This is a genomic window from Streptomyces sp. NPDC107500, assembly GCF_055582785.1.
The window spans coordinates 66008-83179 of sequence record NZ_JBVJPF010000009.1 but is presented as its reverse complement, the minus strand read 5'-3'; the positions used below and the strand labels follow the sequence as shown (position 1 = coordinate 83179).

Below are 17172 nucleotides of genomic sequence, written 5' to 3'. Positions count from 1 at the left end.
GGCCCCGGGGCGGCGCTCCTCAGGTCTGCCGGTCGGGCACGCCCGCGTTCGACGGGCTGATCTTCGGGCGGTCCCGGTCCCCGACGCGCAGCACCTTCGCGAACACGACGAGGCAGCAGGCCAGCACGGTCACCAGACCGAACGACACCACCAGGCTGGTCGCCTGGGCCAGCCCGCCGATCGCGCTCGGGGCGACCAGCCCCGAGGTGTACGTGATGGTGGCGACGCCCGCGATGGCCAGGCTCGGGTTGGACCCGGCCCGGCCGGCCGCGGCGAAGCACAGCGGGACGACCACGGCGATGCCGAGGCCCATCAGCGCGAAACCGGTCATCGCCACCGCCGGACGGCCCCCCACGACGACGAGCAGACCGCCGAGCGTGGCCAGCACGCCGCTCACCCGCACCACCCGCACCGCGCCGTACCGGTCCACCACCTTGTCGCCGGCCAGCCGGGCCAGCGCCATGGTGAGCGTGAACCCGGTCGTGCAGGCCGCCGCCAGCCCGGCCGAGGTCTCCAGCTCGTCCCGCAGATAGACCGCCGACCAGTCCAGGCTCGCCCCCTCCGCGAACACCGCGCAGAACCCGACCGCGCCGATCAGCAGCGCCGACCTGGGCGGCAGCGCGAACCGCGGGGGCGGTTCCTCGTCCTCGGCGGGCTGGAGATCCAGCACCCACGTGCAGGCGACCAGGCCCGTCACGGTCAGCACCGCGGCGGCCAGCACGTGGTGCAGCCGGGCGTCCGCGCCCAGGTGGGCGGCGAGCGTGCCGGCGGCCGATCCGATCAGCGCGCCCGCGCTCCACATGCCGTGCAGGCTGGACATGATCGACCGGTCGAGCCGGTTCTCCGTCTCGACGCCGAGCGCGTTCATCGCCACGTCCGACATGCCCGCCGTGGCGCCGTAGACGAACAGGGCGAGGCACAGGGTGAGCAGGTTCGGGGCGAGGGAGGGCAGCACCAGCGCCAGCGTCCACAGCGCCAGCAGACCGCGCAGCGCGGTGCGGGCGCCGAAGCGGTGGCTGACGCTGCCCGCCAGCGGCATCGCGACGGACGCGCCGAGCGCCGGGAACGCCAGGGCCAGCCCCAACTGGCCCGCGCTCACCCCGGCGTGGTCCTGGATCCACGGCACGCGGGTCGCGAAGGAGCCGGTGACGGCGCCGTGCACGGCGAACACGGCCGCCACGGCATACCGGGACCGCATCACCTCGCGTTGCCCGTAGGTCACTCTGCTCATGGTCCACCCCTCCGTCTCCGTTGCCGCGCGAGCCGCCGGCCGCGGCGTAAACTATCAGGGACCCTGCCTGATAGATAGTGGAATACCGGCGCGCGCCCCAGCGCCGCCGATCTGGAAGGATCCCGGCATGCCCGCATCCCCGAGCACCGCCCGGGCCATCAACGACCGGCTCGCCCTCGACCTGCTCCAGCGACAGGGCCCGTTGACGGCAGGGCAGTTGAAGCAGCTGACCGGCCTGTCCCGGCCCACCGTGGCCGACCTCGTCGAACGCCTCACCGCCTCCGGGCTGATCGAGGTGGCGGGGGAGTCGGGCGAGCAGCGCCGGGGTCCGAACGCCAGGCTCTACGGAATCGTCGCCGGACGGGCCCACCTCGCCGCCCTCGACGTCCGCACCGAGGGCGTCGCCGTGCTCGTCTCCGACCTGGTCGGCCGGGTGCTCGCCGAGGCGTCCGCGCCGATCGACGACGACTCGGGCACCGGGCCCGCGGTGGAGCAGGCGGTGGGCCTGGTCGAGCGCGCGGCGAAGGAGGCCGGCGCCGACCGGCTGCACACCGTCGGCATCGGCGCGCCCGGCCTGATCGACCCGGCCAGCGGTGAACTCCGCGACTCCAGCGGCCTGCCCGCGTGGCACCGCCGGCTGACCACCGCGCTCCAGGAGAAGTTCCCCGAGGCGCGGGTCGGCGTCGAGAACGAGACCAACCTCGCCGCCCTGGCCGAGCAGCGCGACGGCGCGGCCCGGGACCGGGACACCTTCGTGCTCCTGTGGCTCGGCCTCGGCATCGGCGCCGCCGTCGTCCTCGACGGCACGCTGCGCCGGGGCGTCTCCGGCGGTGCCGGCGAGATCGGCTTCATGCCGGTGCCGGGCACGTCGGGGCTGCCGTCCGCCACCGACTGCGACGGCGGCTTCCACTCCGTCGCCGGGGCGGCGGCGGTGACCGCCCTCGCCGCGGAGCACGGCCTCACCGCGGCCCCGGCCGGTCCCGAGCCGTACGCGGCCGCCCTGGTCCGGGAGGCGGTGCGCGGCTCCGCCCCGGGCGCCGAACCCTTCCTGGACGCGCTCGCCGACCGGATCGTCCTCGGGGCCGCCGCCGTCGTCTCCGTCCTCGACCCCGGCTGCCTGGTGCTGGCCGGCGAGATCGGCCGGGCGGGCGCCGACGCCCTGGCCACCCGCGTCCAGGACCGCCTCACCCGGATGTCACCCCTCGCCACCGAGGTGCGCCCCAGCACCCTGGGCGGCGGCGCCGTCCTGCGCGGCGCGCTGCTCACCGCCCGCGACCGGGCCCAGGACGACCTGTTCGCCCCGCCGGAGCGGTAGCCCCGCGGAGGCGTCCGCCCCTCACCGTTTCCGCGAGCCGCCGGCGCGCGGTCAGGGTGCCGGCCGTCGCGCCTCCGCGTCCGCGCCGCCGAAGGCCGACCCGTCCGCCGCCAGCCACAGCAGGACCGCGGGCAGCAGGACCGCCGCTCCCAGCAGCGCCATGAAACCCGCGGCGCTCGCCGCGGACAGGGGCTCCAGGTGCCGGGCGTGGAACAGGAGATGGGCGACGGAGTTCACCAGGTAGGCCACCAGCGCGGTCAGCACCAGACGCCGCTCCATCGCCGCCACCGCCGCACACAGCACCACGGCGAGCGCGAGGCTCGTGCCGCCGAAGTCCTGGAGCAGATGCTCGTTGTAGGGCGGCAGGTGCGACACCCAGGGCCACTTCCAGAACAGCTCGGGCAGCAGCACGATCCACAGCCCCAGCACCACCTGCGTACCGGCCAGCAGACCGAGACCCGCCCGCAGCCAAGCGCGTTGGCTCATCCGCGCCGCCCGTCCTCCCCGCCGCCGAACCGTGCCGCCAGATACTCCTCGAACGTGCCCGTGCCGACCGCCCGCCCGGGCGCCAGGTGCCCGCCCTCGCGGAACGCCCGGTAAGTCTTCCCCGCCAGCGGCACCTTCACCACGGCCCGCCTGCGTCCCGTCGCGCGCAGATACGCGCGGGCCAGCGACTCGAACGTCCGCACCTCGGGGCCGCCCATGTCGTCCACCCGTCCGGCGGGCGCGCCGGCGGCCAGTGCGGCGAGCCGGCCGGCCACCTCCGCCACCTCGACCGGCTGGTCGCGGATCCCGGCCGGCAGCGGCAGGACGGGCGCCTTGGCCAGCGCCTGGAGCACCTGCGCGACCAGGTCGTGGAACTGGGTCGCCCGCAGCACGGTCCAGCCGAGCCCCGACTCCTCGACCATCCGCTCGACGGCGAGCTTGGACCGGTAGTAGCCGTAGGGCACCCGGTCCACGCCGACGATCGAGATGTAGACCAGATGGGCCACCCCGGCCCGCCGCGCCGCCGCGACGAGGTTCGAGGCCGCCCGTTCGTCACCACCGCGCGGTGAGGTCGCGCAGTGCACGACCGTCTCCACTCCGCCGAGCGCCGCGTCCAGTCCGCCACCGTTCTCGCGCAGGTCGACGGCGTACGGCGGGCTGTGCCGGCTCAGCACCCGCACCTCGTGCCCGTCCGTGCGCAGCCGTTCGGTGACGAGCCGGCCGAGGGTGCCGGTGCCGCCGGTCACCAGGATGTCGGTCATGCTGCTCAGCCCCTGTCGGACGCGCGGGGCTCCCGGGTGGAGCGCCCTGTCGTCACGTCCAGTGTGTCGAGGCCGGTCCCGCTCCGCAGGTCACCGACTGGGTGGCCCGGCGGCGGGCAAGGGCCGTCGTCACCGCCGCCGGGCCGGTTCTGGCCGGGGGTCAGCAGGCCCCCAGGTCCTGCCAGACGCCCCATTCACCGGTGGTGCCGGGCTCCTCGCCCTTGGTCCACCACTTGGACTTCCACGTGTGCCCCTGGTGGGACACCGTGGTGCCGCCGCCGTACGCCGTGGCCGTGTCCCAGGCCGGGGCGGCGCACTCCGTCGGGCCGGGCGACCCGGAGCCGGTGGGGGAGGGCGTGGGTGTCGGCGTCGGGCTCGGGGAACCGGGGTCGACCACGGTCGTGCCCCGGGCGAGGTCACCCGCCAGGGCGTACGACTTCCCGCCGAAGGCCACCGTCCAGTTCGACGGCGTCGACACCGGCAGGTAGTACACGAGGTCCACCGTCGTGGAGGCCCCCGGCGCCAGCGACTGCCAGGCGGGCAGCTTCAGCGAGGCCCGGTGGTAGTCGCCCTTGAGTCCGCCCACGTTGGCGCCGGTGTGGTCGCTGCGGACCACCGAAGTGCCCCAGCCGGACTGGTCCTTGGCGTTGCCGGGCGCGGACGTGCCGTAGTCGAACCGGAACTCCGTGCCGCCGGGCAGCGCCGTGTCCGAGTTGTTGGTGATCTTCAGCTTGGGGCTGATCGGGTAGTTGGAGTCGCCCAGCGGGAACTGGCCGAACTCCACGTCCACGTCCAGCGCCTCGGACGGCATCTCGGTGGTGGCGCGCCGGGCGCCGTACGGAGCGGCCGCCTTGAACGTGTCGTACATCGTGTCGGTGAGCGTCGAACCCGGCACGTACTGTCCCTCGGCCGCGTCCCAGGCGTAGTCCCCGGCCAGTTCCCAGATCATCGTGCCGCCGATGCCGCGGTCGGCCACGTACTCCGCCTTGGCCCGCACCGACTGCTCGTCCTCCGTGGACAGGAAGACCTTCTTCTCGGCGTTCCACAGCCAGGGCGCGACCAGTGTGGCGTCGTACTTGCGGGTGTACGTCCCGGTCAGCCGGGTGCCGGCGGGGAAGCCGTAGTCGGTGACGTAGTCGCCGACGATGCCCTTCTCCAGGTTCTTGGCGTGCCACATGGGGTTGGAACCCGCGGGCGACTCCTCGCCGTCGGTGTCCAGGTCGTGCCACAGGTTGTCGATGCCGACCGCGCCGTCACCGCACTTGGTCAGGCCGGATCCGGCCGGGCAGTCCGTGGCGGGGGCCCGGCCCCAGAGCCCGTCGGTGCCGCCGGTGACGTTCTTGAAGCCGCGCGTGTAGTACGGCAGCCCGATGTTGATGCGGCCCGCGGGCATCGAGCCGCGGAAGTAGTGGTAGGCCCAGTCGGTGTTGAGGTAGCCGATGCCGCCGTACTGGGAGGTCGAGTAGACGCCCGCGGCGGCGAGTTCCGCGTCCTTGCCGTCGTCGAAGAGCGAGGCGTTGGGGCCGACGTACTCGTTCCAGGCGCCGTGCAGGTCGTACGACATGATGTTGACGTAGTCGAGGTACTTCTGGACCTGGAAGGTCTCCATGCCGCGGAGCAAGTACCCGGAGGACGGAGCGGCGACGGAAAGCAGGTAGTGCCGGCCGTCCGCGGCACCCGCGCGGTCGAGTTTCTCGCGCAGTGTCTTCATCAGCGCCGCGTAGCCCTTGACCAGCCCGGCCCGGCGGCCGTTGGCGAAGGACCAGTCCAGCGGGTTGCCCGCGTCCTTCATCGTCGTCGGGTACTCGTAGTCGATGTCGACGCCGTTGAAGCCGTACTTCCGTACGAAGTCGACCGCCGAGTCCGCGAAGGTGTCGATGCCGGCCTGGTTGACCGAGCCGTCCGCGTGGGTGGCCATCGAGTAGAAGCCGCCCGAGTCCACGCGCGAGCCGTCGTCCGCGAAGTAGCCGCCCGTCTCGGCCCAGCCGCCCACCGAGATCATCGTCTTGACGTCGGGGTGCTGCTTCTTGAACTTGTTGAGCAGGTTGAAGTGGCCCTTGTAGGGGAGGTCCGGGTCCATCTCGGCGCCCGCGACCCCGGGCCAGGTCATGCCGGTGGCCGGGTTCTTCGCGCCGTCCGAGCCCACGGAGAGCCGGTTGCCGCCGTCGACGTGCGCGAAGGCGTAGTTGATGTGGGTGATCTTGTCCCACGGGATGTCCGAGGCCAGATACGCAGGCTTGCCGTCCTTGCCGGTGCGCCAGCTCGTGAAGTAGCCGATCACCCGGCGGGGGTGGTCCGCGCCCATCTTCTCCCGGCCGGCGGAGTCGTAGACCGAGCAGTACGGGACGTCGGTGCCGGGGGTCTCGTAGAGCCCGTCCGGGCGACAGGTCTCCTGGTCGGCGGCTTGCGAGGCGGTCGCCGGGAGTCCGGCGAGGAAGAGTCCGGTGATGGCGGCGGCAGCGGCGAGGAGCGCGGGTCTCGCTCGGCGGCGGGATCCGGAACGTGAGGGGGAAGGCACAGTCGGTTCCTCTCCACGGAAGTTGCGCAGACAGTAGAGAGGACTAGACCAGAGCGTCAATAGGTATGGACCAATTGAAAAGCCCGGTGCGGGCAGGTCAGTTGAGGGGGTACGGGGCGGTCGAGCCCCGGTCGGGAAGCGCTCTGTGAGCCACCCCACACACTCCGTCCGCATGGACGGCGATCAGGCGTGGCACACTGGCTCTGTACCAGAAGCAGCGCACTCCGGGGTCGGTGAAAGTCCGAACCGGCGGTTACAGTCCGCGACCCGGTCGCCTCCAGCGACCGGTTGACCAGGTGAAATTCCTGGACCGACGGTTAAAGTCCGGATGGGAGGCAGTGCGCGGCGGGCGGGCATTCGTGCGCGCCGCCGATCTCTGGGCTCGCCCGTCACGGGTGGGCCCGTCCGGCGTCGCCCCAGGTGTCCTCGCTCGCGGTCTCTGTCGTTCTCGACAGCCCCGGAGTCCGTGCCCGAAGAGGCAGGAGGACCCGGGAAGTGTTCACCGGAATCGTCGAAGAGCTGGGCGAGATCACCGCCGTCGAGACCCTCGACGACGCCTGTCGCTTCCGTCTGCGCGGCCCCGTGGTCACCGAGGGGGCCCGGCACGGAGACTCCATCGCCGTCAACGGCGTCTGCCTCACCGTCGTCGACCACGAGGGCGACGAGTTCACCGCCGACGTGATGGCCGAGACCCTGAACCGCTCCAGCCTGGGCGTCCTCACCACCGGCTCCCGCGTCAATCTGGAGCGCCCCACCGCGGTCGGCGCCCGCCTCGGCGGCCACATCGTGCAGGGCCACGTCGACGGCACCGGCGAGATCCTGGAGCGCAAGCCCTCCGAGCACTGGGAGCTGGTGAAGATCTCCCTGCCCGCGGACCTCGCCCGCTACGTCGTGGAGAAGGGCTCCATCACCGTCGACGGCATCAGCCTCACCGTCGTCGACGCCGGACCCGACTTCTTCACCGTCAGCCTCATCCCCACCACGCTCGCCCTGACCACGCTGGGCCTCAAGCAGCCCGGCGACCCGGTCAACCTCGAAGTGGACGTCATCGCCAAGTACGTCGAGCGGCTGCTGGGCGCCCAGGGAGGCACCCGGTGAACTGGCTCAACTCCGAGGCGTTCACGCTCTTCGACCAGCACATCAAGTGGTCCGACATGATCGGCAACGTGATCGGTCTGCTCGGCCTCGCGCTCGGCTGGCGGCGCTCCATCTGGACCTGGCCCGTGCAGTTCGTCTCCGGACTCGTCCTCTTCACCGCCTTCGCCACCGCCCACCTCTCCGGCAGCGCCGGCAAGCAGATCGTCGTCATGGCGGTCGCCGCCTGGGGCTTCTGGCAGTGGAACCGCGGCCGGCGGCAGAACCAGGACGGCTCCATCGCCGTCCGGTTCGCCACCTGGCGCGAGCGCGGCGTCCTGGCCGCCGCGGCCGCCGCCGGCACCCTCGCGGTGGGCGGCCTGTTCACCGCCTTCCCGACCCTGTCCTGGGACCCCTGGCCGGACGCCTACATCTTCGTCGGCACCGTCGTCGCGATGTACGCCCAGGCGCGCGGCATGGTCGAGTTCTGGTTCGCCTGGCTGCTGGTCGACCTGGTCGGCGTCCCGCTGAACTTCGCCAACGGCTTCGCCTTCTCCGGCTTCGTCTACGTCCTCTACGGCGCGCTCGTCCTGTGGGGCCTGCGCGACTGGTGGCTGCGCTCCCGCACCGCGGCGCGGCCCGTCCCGGAAGGAGCGCCCGCATGAGCACCGCACCCCTCCTCTACAGCCCCGACGGCATCGACGACCTCTCCCTCGACCCGGTCGAGCGGGCCGTCGCCGACATCGCCGCCGGACGCCCGGTCGTCGTCGTCGACGACGAGAGCCGCGAGAACGAGGGCGACCTCGTCATCGCCGCCGAGAAGGCGACCGAGGAGATCGTCGCCTTCATGATGAGCGAGTGCCGCGGCCTGATCTGCGCCCCCATGGAGGGCGACGAACTGGACCGGCTCCGGCTCCCGCAGATGGTCGACGACAACACCGAGTCGATGAAGACCGCCTTCACCGTCTCCGTCGACGCCACCGCCGCCCACGGCGTGAGCACCGGCATCTCGGCCTCCGACCGCGCCACCACCCTCCAGCTCCTCGCGAGCGGCACCGCCGAACCCACCGACCTGGTCCGCCCCGGCCACATCTTCCCGCTGCGCGCCCGCTCCGGCGGCGTCCTCGTCCGCGACGGCCACACCGAGGCCGCCGTCGACCTGGCCCGCCTCGCGGGGCTGCGCCCGGCCGGCGCCATCGTCGAGATCGCCGGCGAGGACGGGCGGATGCTGCGGCTGCCCGAGCTGATCCCGTTCGCCCGCAAGCACGGTCTGACGATCATCTCCATCGAGGACCTCATCGCCTACCGCCGCAGCGCGGAACCGACCGTCCGCCGCGAGGCCGAGGTCCACCTCCCCACCCGGCACGGCGAGTTCACGGCGTACGGCTACCGCTCCACCGTCGACGGCGTCGAGCACGTCGCCCTCGTGCACGGCGAGATCGGCGACGGGAAGGACGTTCTCGTCCGCATCCACTCCGAGTGCCTCACCGGCGACGTCTTCGGCTCCCAGCGCTGTGACTGCGGCCCCCAGCTCGACGCCTCCCTGGACCGCATCCAGGCCGAGGGCCGGGGCGTGGTCGTCTATCTGCGCGGCCACGAGGGGCGCGGCATCGGCCTGATGTCCAAGCTGCGCGCCTACGAACTCCAGGAGCGCGGCCGGGACACCCTCGACGCCAACCTGGAACTGGGCCTGCCCGCCGACGCCCGCGACTACGGCGCCGGCGCCCAGATCCTCCAGGACCTCGGCGTACGCTCCGTCCGCCTGATGACCAACAACCCGGACAAGAGCGACGCCCTCGTCCGGCACGGCATCGACGTCACCGGCCGCGAGCCGATGCCCGTCCAGGCCGGCGAGCACAACCTCCGGTACCTGCGCACCAAGCGGGACCGGATGGGACACGACCTGCCCTGGCTGGACACGAAGCCCGTGTCCACCTGCGGCAACCAGTAAGCAAGCAGCAACGCGAGGAGTGACGTGAGCGGCAAGGGTGCACCGGAACTGTCCGTACGCAACGTGGGGGACCTGCGGGTCGCCGTCGTCGCGGCACAGTGGCACGACCAGGTGATGGACGGACTGGTGGACGGCGCCCTGCGCGCCCTGCACGACCTCGGCATCGACGAGCCGACCCTGCTCAGGGTCCCCGGCAGCTTCGAGCTCCCGGTGGTCGCCAAGGTCCTCGCGGGCCGCGGCTACGACGCGGTCGTCGCCCTCGGCGTCGTCATCCGCGGCGGCACCCCCCACTTCGACTACGTGTGCCAGGGCGTCACCCAGGGCCTGGTCCAGGTCTCCGTGGAGACCGGCGTCCCCGTCGGCTTCGGCGTCCTCACGTGCGACACCGAGGAGCAGGCCCTGGACCGCGCCGGACTGGAGGGTTCCAGCGAGGACAAGGGACACGAGGCGGTGACCGCGGCCGTCGCCACGGCGGCCACCCTCCGCTCAGTATCCGAACCGTGGCGCTAGCCCCGCCGGCACTACGCGTAAAGTGGGCGCCACCATGTCCAATAAGACGTTCGAGGAGCTCTTCACCGAGCTCCAGCACAAGGCCGCAAACGGCGACCCCGCCACCTCCCGCACCGCCGAGCTGGTGGGCAAGGGGGTCCATGCCATCGGCAAGAAGGTCGTCGAAGAGGCCGCCGAGGTCTGGATGGCCGCCGAGTACGAGGGCAAGGACGCGGCGGCCGAGGAGATCTCGCAGCTGCTGTACCACGTCCAGGTGATGATGGTCGCCCGCGGCATCTCCCTGGACGACGTCTACGCCCACCTGTAAGCCGAGCACATTCCCCGCCCCACTCCACGCAAAGGAAGCCGACCTCATGCTGCGCATCGCCGTCCCCAACAAGGGTTCCCTCTCCGGCCCTGCGGCGGACATGCTGCATGAGGCCGGCTACCAGCAGCGCCGCGAGTCCAAGGAACTGCGCGTCGTCGACCCGACCAACGAGGTCGAGTTCTTCTACCTCCGGCCCCGCGACATCGCGATCTACGTCTCCTCCGGCAAGCTGGACATCGGCATCACCGGCCGGGACCTGCTGATCGACTCCGGCGCCGACGCGGAGGAGATCCTGCCCCTCGGCTTCGCCCGCTCCACCTTCCGCTTCGCCGGAAAGCCGGGCGCGGCAGGCGGCATCGAGGACCTCAAGGGCCGCACCGTCGCCACCTCCTACGAGGGCATCGTCGCCGCCCACCTGGCCGACCGGGGCATCGACGCCTCCGTCGTCCACCTCGACGGCGCCGTCGAGACCGCCATCGAACTCGGCGTCGCCGAGGTCATCGCCGACGTCGTGGAGACCGGCACCTCGCTGCGCAACGCGGGTCTGGAGGTCTTCGGCGAGCCCATCATGAAGTCCGAGGCCGTCGTGATCCGCCGCGCGGGCGCCGAGCCCGACGAGGCCACCGAGCCCAAGGTCCAGCAGTTCCTGCGCCGCCTCCAGGGCGTCCTGGTCGCCCGGACCTACGTGATGATGGACTACGACTGCCGGGTGGAGCAGCTGGAGAAGGCCGTCGCGCTCACCCCCGGCCTCGAATCCCCCACGGTCTCCCCGCTGCACAACGAGGGCTGGGTCGCCGTCCGCGCCATGGTCCCCGCCAAGGAGGCCCAGCGGATCATGGACGACCTGTACGAGATCGGCGCCCGGGCCATCCTGACCACGGCCATCCACGCCTGCCGTCTCTGAGCCCGCCCGGAGCGACGCCATGCCCGACACCACGCCGGACCTGCCCGCCCTGCCCGTCACCTTCCGGCCGGGCCGCACCCGCGCCGTCCTGATCGTCCTCGCCGTCGCTACCTTCGCGACCATCACGGCGGTCGGGTCGCTGCTCGGCGGCCTCGGAGCGGGGGAGCGCCTCAGCTTCGTGCTGACCGCCCTCCTGCTGGCCGGCGGACTGCTCCTGATGGCCCGCCCCCGGGTCGACGCCGACCCGGAGGGCGTCACGGTCGTCAACCTGACCACCAGGCGGCGCCTGGCCTGGCCCGAGATCCTCCGGGTCAACCTCCGCCACGGCGACCCCTGGGTCTTCCTCGACCTCAGCGACGGCACCAGCCTGCCCGCGCTCGGCATCCAGCCGGGCATCGCCAAGCAGCGCGCCATCGCCGACGCCCGCGCCCTGCGCGCCCTCGTGGAGGCCCGGTCCGGCGCCCAACCCGATCCGACGCGTGACTGACACCGCGCCGCGAGCCCTGCCGCGGGCGCCCTTTTCCTGATTAATCTGGGAACGACAGACGCGCCCACCGCGTCTTCGCCCCTGCCGCTCCGCCCGGTGCGCAGGGGGTTCCTGCTACCCGAGGAGTGACTCCCTCCGGCGATGGACGGACCGTCCTGCAGTACTTGCGCCGCCCCCTGCTGTGACACCGCACAGGCGGCGGCATCATGACCACCCCCCTGCTGCTCCTGGCAGCCGCGTTCCTGCTCATCCTCGCCAACGGCTTCTTCGTCGCCGCCGAGTTCGGCCTCGTCACCGTCGAACGGCCGGACGCCGAACAGGCCGCCGCCGACGGTGACCGGCGGGCCCACCGGGTCGTCGAATCCCTCAAGGAGCTGTCCTTCCAGCTCTCCGGCACCCAGCTCGGCATCACCATCACCTCCCTGGTCGTCGGCATGCTCGCCGAACCGGCGCTCGCCCAGCTCCTGGACGGCCCGTTCACGGCCGCAGGCGTCCCCGACAGCGCCGTTCCCGGCGTGTCGGTCGTCGTCGGCATGCTGCTGGCCTCGGCGGTGCAGATGGTGATCGGAGAGCTGGTGCCCAAGAACTGGGCGGTCTCCAGGCCCCTCCAGGTCGCGCGCTTCGTCGCCGGCCCGCAGCACGCCTTCGCCCGGCTCTTCCACCCCGTGATCGCGGCCCTGAACTCCGTGGCCAACCGCCTGGTCCGCGCCCTCGGCATCGAGCCCGCCGAAGAGCTGGCCTCCGCCCGCACCCCCGGCGAACTGGTCTCCCTGGCCCGGCACTCCGCCCGCGCCGGCGCGCTGGAACAGGGCACCGCCGACCTCTTCGTGCGGACCCTGTCCCTGGGCGACCTGACCGCCCAGCACGTCATGACCCCGCGGGTGAAGGTCAGCGCCCTGCACTCCTCGGCCACCGCCCAGGACGTGGTCAACCTGACCCGCGCCACCGGCCTGTCCCGCTTCCCCGTCTACCGGGAGAGGATCGACGAGATCGTCGGCATGGTGCACCTCAAGGACGCGCTCGCCGTCCCCGCCCACGACCGGCTGCGCGTCCTGACCGGCCGGATCGCCCGTCCGGCGCTGCTCGTCCCCGAGACGCTGCCCGTCCGGCCCCTCCTCGCCCGCCTGCGCAGCGAGCAGCCCATCGCGGTCGTGGTCGACGAGTACGGCGGCACGGCCGGCGTCGTCACGCTGGAGGACATCGTCGAGGAGATCGTCGGCGAGGTCCGCGACGAGCACGACGGCCTGGACGCGCCCGAACTGGCCCCCGCCCCGCCGGAGGACGGCCGCCCCGCCTGGGACGTCGACGGCAGCTGCCGCGTCGACGCCCTGCTCCGCGTCGGTCTCGAAGCGCCCGACGGCCCGTACGAGACCGTGGCCGGGCTCGTCGCCGACCTGCTCGGCCGCATCCCCGCCGTCGGCGACCGCGCGGAACTGCCCGGCTGGCGGCTCTCCGTCCGCCAGGTCGGCCACTACCGCGCCGAACGGATACGGCTGGTGCGCACGGCGCCGGTCCCGGTGCCGGAGGCCGCCCGATGAGCGTCCTGCAACTCCTCTTCGCCGCGCTGCTCGTGCTCGCCAACGGCTTCTTCGTCGGCGCCGAGTTCGCACTGGTCTCGGTGCGCCGCAGCCAGATCGAACCACTCGGCACCGCCCGCGCCCGCCAGGTGCTGTACGGGCTGGAGCGGCTGCCGCGGATGATGGCCGCCGCCCAGTTCGGGATCACCGTCTGCTCACTGACGCTCGGCGCCGTCGCCGAACCGACCGTCGCGCATCTGCTGGAGCCCGCCTTCGCGTGGATCCACCTGCCGCACGGCATGATCCACCCGCTCGGCTACGTCATCGCGCTGGCCGCCGTGGTCTTCTGCCACCTCGTCATCGGCGAGATGGTCCCGAAGAACCTCGCGATGGCCGCCCCCGAGAAGGCCGCGCTGTGGCTCAGCCCCGGCCTGGTCGCCTTCGCCCGCCTCTGCGGACCGGTCACCGTCGCACTCGGCGCCTGCGCGCGGGTCGTCCTGCGGCTGTTCCGCGTCGAGCCGAAGGACGAGGTCGAGGCCGTCTTCACCAGCGAGCAGCTCAACCGCCTGGTGGAGGACGCCGGCCAGGCCGGCCTGCTCGACCCGGAGGAGCAGGAACGCCTGGAGGACGCCCTGGAACTGGGCTCCCGCCCGGTCACCGACGTACTCCTCAAGAGGGAGTCCCTGGTGACGGTCAGTCCCTCGGTCACCCCGGCCCGGATCGTCGCGCTCACCGCCCGCACCGGGTACTCGCGCTTCCCGGTCGCCGCCGGACAGGGCGCCTTCATGGGGTACCTGCACGTCAAGGACGTCCTCGACCTGGAGGAGTCCGAGCGGGCCGTGCCCCAGCACCTCTGGCGCCCGATGACCACGCTCCGCCCCGAACTGCCCCTCGACGAGGCCCTCACGGTGATGCGCCGCGCGGCCACCCACCTGGCCCAGGTGACGGACGCCTCCGGCCGGGTGCTGGGGGTGGTCGCCCTGGAGGACGTGCTGGAGCTGCTGGTGGGGGAGGTCAGGGACCCGGCCCACCGGGTGGTGACGCCGCAGCTCACCCGGTCGGCGGATCCTGCGGCCCCCGCCCCGACAGCACCTCCCCATACGCCTGCATCAAGTCCGGCAGCCGCAACGTAGCCAGGTCGTCCCGGGACAGCTCGCCGGGATAGACCGACAACCGCAGATCCCGGTAGGCGCAGCTCTTCTCGTACAGCGTCCGCAGGAACCGCCCGTTGCCCAACTCGTCGATCCACCCCTGGTCGACCACGTGCCCGGCGATCGACCGCAGCTCGTCCAGTGCCTCCTCGTCCCACCCGTCCCCGTTCTCGGCCGCGAGCACCTCACCGATCGAGGTCAGCTCCAGCGGCCGGTACGAGGGGAAGTCGACCCGGGAGGTGAAGCGGGAGGACAGCCCCGGGTTGGCGGCGAGCAGCCGGTCCATGCCCTCCGGGTAGCCGGCCAGGATCACCACCAGGTGGTCGCGGTTGTCCTCGGCGCGCTTCAGCAGCACCTGGAGCGCCTCGTCGCCGTACGCGTCGCCCTTGCCGTAGCCGGAGTTGGACAGGGAGTACGCCTCGTCGACGAAGAGGACGCCGCCGAGCGCGGAGTCGATCAGTTCGTTGGCCTTCACGGCGGTCTGGCCGAGGTACTCGCCGACCAGGTCGGCCCGCTGCGCCTCCACCAGGTGGTCGCCGCCGAGCAGGCCGAGGGCGTAGAAGACGCGGCCCAGGATGCGGGCCACGGTGGTCTTGCCGGTGCCGGAGGGGCCGGAGAAGACGAAGTGACGTTTGGGCGGCTGGACCGGCAGGCCCTGCCCGGCGCGCAGCCGCGCCATGTTCAGCTGCGCGGACAGCGCCTTGACCTGACGCTTCACCGGCTCCAGTCCCACCATGCGCTCCAGCTCGGCGAGCGCCTCCTCCAGCAACGCGGGGTCGGTGGGCCCGGTCGGCAGGGCCGGGTCGGCCCCGTCGGCCTTGTGGCGCACCGGCGGCCCGCTCAGCGCGGACAGCGGTCCGCCCGGCGGGGACCCGGGCGCGGAGACCTTGACGTCGCGCTCCTCGGTGCCGAAGAGCGGGTCAAGACCGTCCAGGCCGTCCACGCCCGCACCGGCTCCCGCGAGGCCCGCGAGGTCGGCGGCGTCGTCGTAGCCGTCGCTCTCGTCGATCGCCGCCAGCCGGGCCGAGGTGTCCATGAACGCCGGGTCGACGCGGTGCACGGCCCGGTACAGGGGGAGGGCCGCGGCGCTGCGGCCGGTGCCCTCGTGGGCCCGCGCCAGCCAGTAGCGCAGCTCCTTGCGCTGGGGCTGCTCGCTGCGGCACCGCATCAGGGCGGCCGACAGCAGCGGCTCGGCCTGGCCGAACATCTCCAGGCGGACCCGGGCCATGCCGCTGAAGAGGCCGGCCTCGATGCCCAGCAGGGGATCGCCGAGCAGGGGGTCGGTGTGCCGGACGAGCTGCTCCCAGTCCTTGACGAGGTAGGCGCGGCAGGCGTGCAGGAAGCGGACCTGGGAGTCGGTGTCGACCGGCGGCAGCCCGGCCAGCGCCCGGTCCAGTTCCGGGACGTGGCGGCCGTCCAGCCAGTGGGAGGCGTGCGCGAGCAGCAGGTCGCGCGGGTTCTCCAGCACGGGCTGCACCCACCAGCCCAGCCAGTACCAGGAGTTGAGGGTGCGACGGTGGCGGGCGCGCTGCTCGCCGAAGCGCTCCCGGTTGCGGAACATCCGCAGCAGGGCGTTCGTGGTGTCGACGCGCAGGGCGTGCAGTCCCAGCCAGCCGTCGGCCATGGTGGGGTCGATGCGTACCGCGGTCCGGAACTCCTCCTCCGCCTGCGGGTAGGCCCCCATGGTGTAGGCGTCCACGCCGCGCAGCCAGGCGAGGTCGGCCGGGGCCTGCGGGCCCCGCGTGCCGAAGTCCATCCCGTCCCCCACGTACCGTGCCCCCGTCGGTATGCCGCCGAGCCGTCGCCCGTCGGCCGCCTCGGTCAACGGCTGCACCGAGGACCGGAGTTGCAGGTGCGCGCGGCAACCGCCCGTAGGTCGCACCGAGGGCATCGTACCCGCGGCGCCCGGTCCTCCGAAGAGTGCGGGGAGCCGTCGTTCCGCGAGGTGGGAGTGGCTGGAACAGGCGACCGGATGGTGACCGAGGGTGAGCGTCCGGCGTCACGGAGCACCCGGAAAACGGGCTCAGGCAGAACGAAGCCCCCGATCACGGGGGAACAACCGGGGGCTTCGCGTCTGTCGGCGGCTTCGAACTACCGCACATTCAGAACGTAAGACCTGTACGGCCCCTGGGTCAAGCGGAGTTGAGGTCCGTCCGCGGGTTGCCGGGGCGCGATCTTCACGAGTTCAGCACATTGCCGACGGTCCGTCACCCTGCGTGAAAAAGTGGGGTCCGGAAGTGGTCCCCGCCGGCCCCGGCAGCACCTCGTACCCCTCCTCCCTCTGCCGTACCAGGCAGTGCGCGAAGGGGCGCGAGGGGTCGTCCGCGAGGTGACGGCGCTCCGCCGGGACCCATCCGTCCCAGAACTCCCGCTGTTCCGCTCCGTCGCGCGCCCGGCCGCGGGCCCACGCCTCCTCGGCGGGCAGGTCCATCCAGAACAGCAGCGCCAGGTGCGGGCGCAGCGCCCGGCGGCCCGCGCCGACCCCCTCGACCAGTACCACCGGCGCGGGCGGCAGCGAACGCGCCGCCCCGAAGCGCCGGGACCGCCAGTCGTAGGGGGTGTAGTGCGCGGTGTCCCCGTGCCGCAGCGGCTCGATCACCTGGCCGAGCAGCCGATCGGTCCAGTCGAACAGTTCGTCGTGACTGGCGATGTCGTCGAGGCGCAGCACCGGTGCGCCGCCCAGTCCGGCCGCCAGCCGCCCGGCGAACGTGGACTTCCCGGAACCGGCGTGCCCGTCGACGCCGATCAGGCGCACGGGCCCGCAGGAGGGCGGAAGCCGGCGGAGCCGGGCGGCGAGGTCGTGGATGACGGATCCTGTGCGGCGCGAGGGGACGGACACGGTTCGCCCCGCACTCTAACCGCGCCCCCGACCCGTCCCCACCTCGCCGTTCTCGCCACAGGTCGACACCAATGTTCGTGGCGTGGCGTGCGCGGAAGTGCTGGCAGGAGCGGGCGCCTGC

16 protein-coding genes and 1 riboswitch are annotated in these 17172 nt (G+C 72.6%); of the genes, 10 read left to right on the top strand and 6 right to left on the bottom strand.

The genetic code is table 11. The features are described 5' to 3' along the window. Positions 1 to 19: 19 nt before the first annotated feature. Entirely contained in the window at positions 20 to 1231 is a 1212-nt protein-coding gene (locus ACZ67M_RS32285) for an MFS transporter (protein WP_469853823.1), read from the bottom strand. A 127-nt stretch (positions 1232 to 1358) separates the two neighbouring features. Between ACZ67M_RS32285 and ACZ67M_RS32280 the strand changes: the two genes are divergently transcribed. After that, entirely contained in the window at positions 1359 to 2546 is a 1188-nt protein-coding gene (locus ACZ67M_RS32280; protein WP_469853822.1) for an ROK family transcriptional regulator, read from the top strand. Positions 2547 to 2597: 51 nt separating this feature from the next. Here ACZ67M_RS32280 and ACZ67M_RS32275 read toward each other — a convergent pair whose 3' ends face one another. The 3 genes from ACZ67M_RS32275 to ACZ67M_RS32265 all read right to left on the bottom strand — a co-directional run bounded on the left by ACZ67M_RS32275 (position 2598) and on the right by ACZ67M_RS32265 (position 6311). Beyond that, on the bottom strand, positions 2598 to 3032 hold the full coding sequence (locus tag ACZ67M_RS32275) for a hypothetical protein (RefSeq protein ID WP_469853821.1): 435 nt from the start codon (positions 3030 to 3032) through the stop codon (positions 2598 to 2600). Further along, a complete protein-coding gene (locus ACZ67M_RS32270) occupies positions 3029 to 3793 on the bottom strand; it encodes an SDR family oxidoreductase (RefSeq protein WP_392014356.1) in 765 nt (254 codons plus the stop codon). Before ACZ67M_RS32270 ends, ACZ67M_RS32275 begins: the two co-directional genes overlap by 4 nt. Positions 3794 to 3953: 160 nt before the next feature. Then, entirely contained in the window at positions 3954 to 6311 is a 2358-nt protein-coding gene (locus ACZ67M_RS32265; protein ID WP_469853820.1) for a chitinase C-terminal domain-containing protein, read from the bottom strand. A 215-nt stretch (positions 6312 to 6526) separates the two neighbouring features. After that, positions 6527 to 6657, top strand: a riboswitch (FMN riboswitch). A 149-nt stretch (positions 6658 to 6806) separates the two neighbouring features. On the opposite strand from ACZ67M_RS32265, the gene ACZ67M_RS32260 reads away from it, so the two are divergent. The 9 genes from ACZ67M_RS32260 to ACZ67M_RS32220 all read left to right on the top strand — a co-directional run bounded on the left by ACZ67M_RS32260 (position 6807) and on the right by ACZ67M_RS32220 (position 14194). Further along, entirely contained in the window at positions 6807 to 7409 is a 603-nt protein-coding gene (locus ACZ67M_RS32260; protein WP_122617149.1) for a riboflavin synthase, read from the top strand. Further along, positions 7406 to 8050, top strand: a complete 645-nt coding sequence (locus ACZ67M_RS32255) for a nicotinamide mononucleotide transporter family protein (protein WP_385799436.1) — start codon at positions 7406 to 7408, stop codon at positions 8048 to 8050. Before ACZ67M_RS32260 ends, ACZ67M_RS32255 begins: the two co-directional genes overlap by 4 nt. Beyond that, entirely contained in the window at positions 8047 to 9336 is a 1290-nt protein-coding gene (locus ACZ67M_RS32250) for a bifunctional 3,4-dihydroxy-2-butanone-4-phosphate synthase/GTP cyclohydrolase II (RefSeq protein WP_361366656.1), read from the top strand. Before ACZ67M_RS32255 ends, ACZ67M_RS32250 begins: the two co-directional genes overlap by 4 nt. A gap of 24 nt (positions 9337 to 9360) precedes the next feature. Continuing rightward, the gene (ribH, locus tag ACZ67M_RS32245; RefSeq protein WP_161331929.1) at positions 9361 to 9846 is read left to right on the top strand and encodes a 6,7-dimethyl-8-ribityllumazine synthase; all 486 of its coding nucleotides are present in this window, start codon (positions 9361 to 9363) and stop codon (positions 9844 to 9846) included. A gap of 34 nt (positions 9847 to 9880) precedes the next feature. Beyond that, on the top strand, positions 9881 to 10153 hold the full coding sequence (locus ACZ67M_RS32240; RefSeq protein WP_188340061.1) for a phosphoribosyl-ATP diphosphatase: 273 nt from the start codon (positions 9881 to 9883) through the stop codon (positions 10151 to 10153). 46 nt (positions 10154 to 10199) lie between these two features. After that, positions 10200 to 11057, top strand: a complete 858-nt coding sequence (gene hisG / locus ACZ67M_RS32235) for an ATP phosphoribosyltransferase (protein ID WP_122617145.1) — start codon at positions 10200 to 10202, stop codon at positions 11055 to 11057. A 19-nt stretch (positions 11058 to 11076) separates the two neighbouring features. Then, positions 11077 to 11544 (top strand): PH domain-containing protein, encoded by a 468-nt coding sequence (locus tag ACZ67M_RS32230; protein ID WP_361366660.1) that lies wholly within the window; start codon positions 11077 to 11079, stop codon positions 11542 to 11544. A 206-nt stretch (positions 11545 to 11750) separates the two neighbouring features. After that, a complete protein-coding gene (locus ACZ67M_RS32225; protein ID WP_392014368.1) occupies positions 11751 to 13082 on the top strand; it encodes a hemolysin family protein in 1332 nt (443 codons plus the stop codon). Further along, complete coding sequence (locus ACZ67M_RS32220; protein ID WP_469853819.1) at positions 13079 to 14194, top strand: hemolysin family protein; 1116 nt, start codon at positions 13079 to 13081, stop codon at positions 14192 to 14194. The genes ACZ67M_RS32225 and ACZ67M_RS32220 overlap by 4 nt, the downstream gene beginning before the upstream one ends. Here the strand turns inward: ACZ67M_RS32220 and ACZ67M_RS32215 are convergent. Both ACZ67M_RS32215 and ACZ67M_RS32210 read right to left on the bottom strand, forming a co-directional pair. After that, entirely contained in the window at positions 14112 to 15968 is a 1857-nt protein-coding gene (locus ACZ67M_RS32215; protein ID WP_361366807.1) for an AAA family ATPase, read from the bottom strand. The genes ACZ67M_RS32220 and ACZ67M_RS32215 overlap by 83 nt on opposite strands. Before the next feature lie 429 nt (positions 15969 to 16397). Continuing rightward, on the bottom strand, positions 16398 to 17051 hold the full coding sequence (locus ACZ67M_RS32210; protein ID WP_392014371.1) for a uridine kinase family protein: 654 nt from the start codon (positions 17049 to 17051) through the stop codon (positions 16398 to 16400). Between the last annotated feature and the right edge of the window lie 121 nt (positions 17052 to 17172).

What these genes read in the sequence shown, in the direction of transcription:
- ACZ67M_RS32285 (WP_469853823.1), bottom strand. Translation starts at nt 1,231, where the DNA reads ATGAGCAGAGTGACCTACGGGCAACGCGAGGTGATGCGGTCCCGGTAT.
- ACZ67M_RS32280 (WP_469853822.1), top strand. Translation starts at nt 1,359, where the DNA reads ATGCCCGCATCCCCGAGCACCGCCCGGGCCATCAACGACCGGCTCGCC.
- ACZ67M_RS32275 (WP_469853821.1), bottom strand. Translation starts at nt 3,032, where the DNA reads ATGAGCCAACGCGCTTGGCTGCGGGCGGGTCTCGGTCTGCTGGCCGGT.
- ACZ67M_RS32270 (WP_392014356.1), bottom strand. Translation starts at nt 3,793, where the DNA reads ATGACCGACATCCTGGTGACCGGCGGCACCGGCACCCTCGGCCGGCTC.
- ACZ67M_RS32250 (WP_361366656.1), top strand. Translation starts at nt 8,047, where the DNA reads ATGAGCACCGCACCCCTCCTCTACAGCCCCGACGGCATCGACGACCTC.
- ACZ67M_RS32240 (WP_188340061.1), top strand. Translation starts at nt 9,881, where the DNA reads ATGTCCAATAAGACGTTCGAGGAGCTCTTCACCGAGCTCCAGCACAAG.
- hisG (WP_122617145.1), top strand. Translation starts at nt 10,200, where the DNA reads ATGCTGCGCATCGCCGTCCCCAACAAGGGTTCCCTCTCCGGCCCTGCG.
- ACZ67M_RS32230 (WP_361366660.1), top strand. Translation starts at nt 11,077, where the DNA reads ATGCCCGACACCACGCCGGACCTGCCCGCCCTGCCCGTCACCTTCCGG.
- ACZ67M_RS32225 (WP_392014368.1), top strand. Translation starts at nt 11,751, where the DNA reads ATGACCACCCCCCTGCTGCTCCTGGCAGCCGCGTTCCTGCTCATCCTC.
- ACZ67M_RS32220 (WP_469853819.1), top strand. Translation starts at nt 13,079, where the DNA reads ATGAGCGTCCTGCAACTCCTCTTCGCCGCGCTGCTCGTGCTCGCCAAC.
- ACZ67M_RS32215 (WP_361366807.1), bottom strand. Translation starts at nt 15,968, where the DNA reads ATGGACTTCGGCACGCGGGGCCCGCAGGCCCCGGCCGACCTCGCCTGG.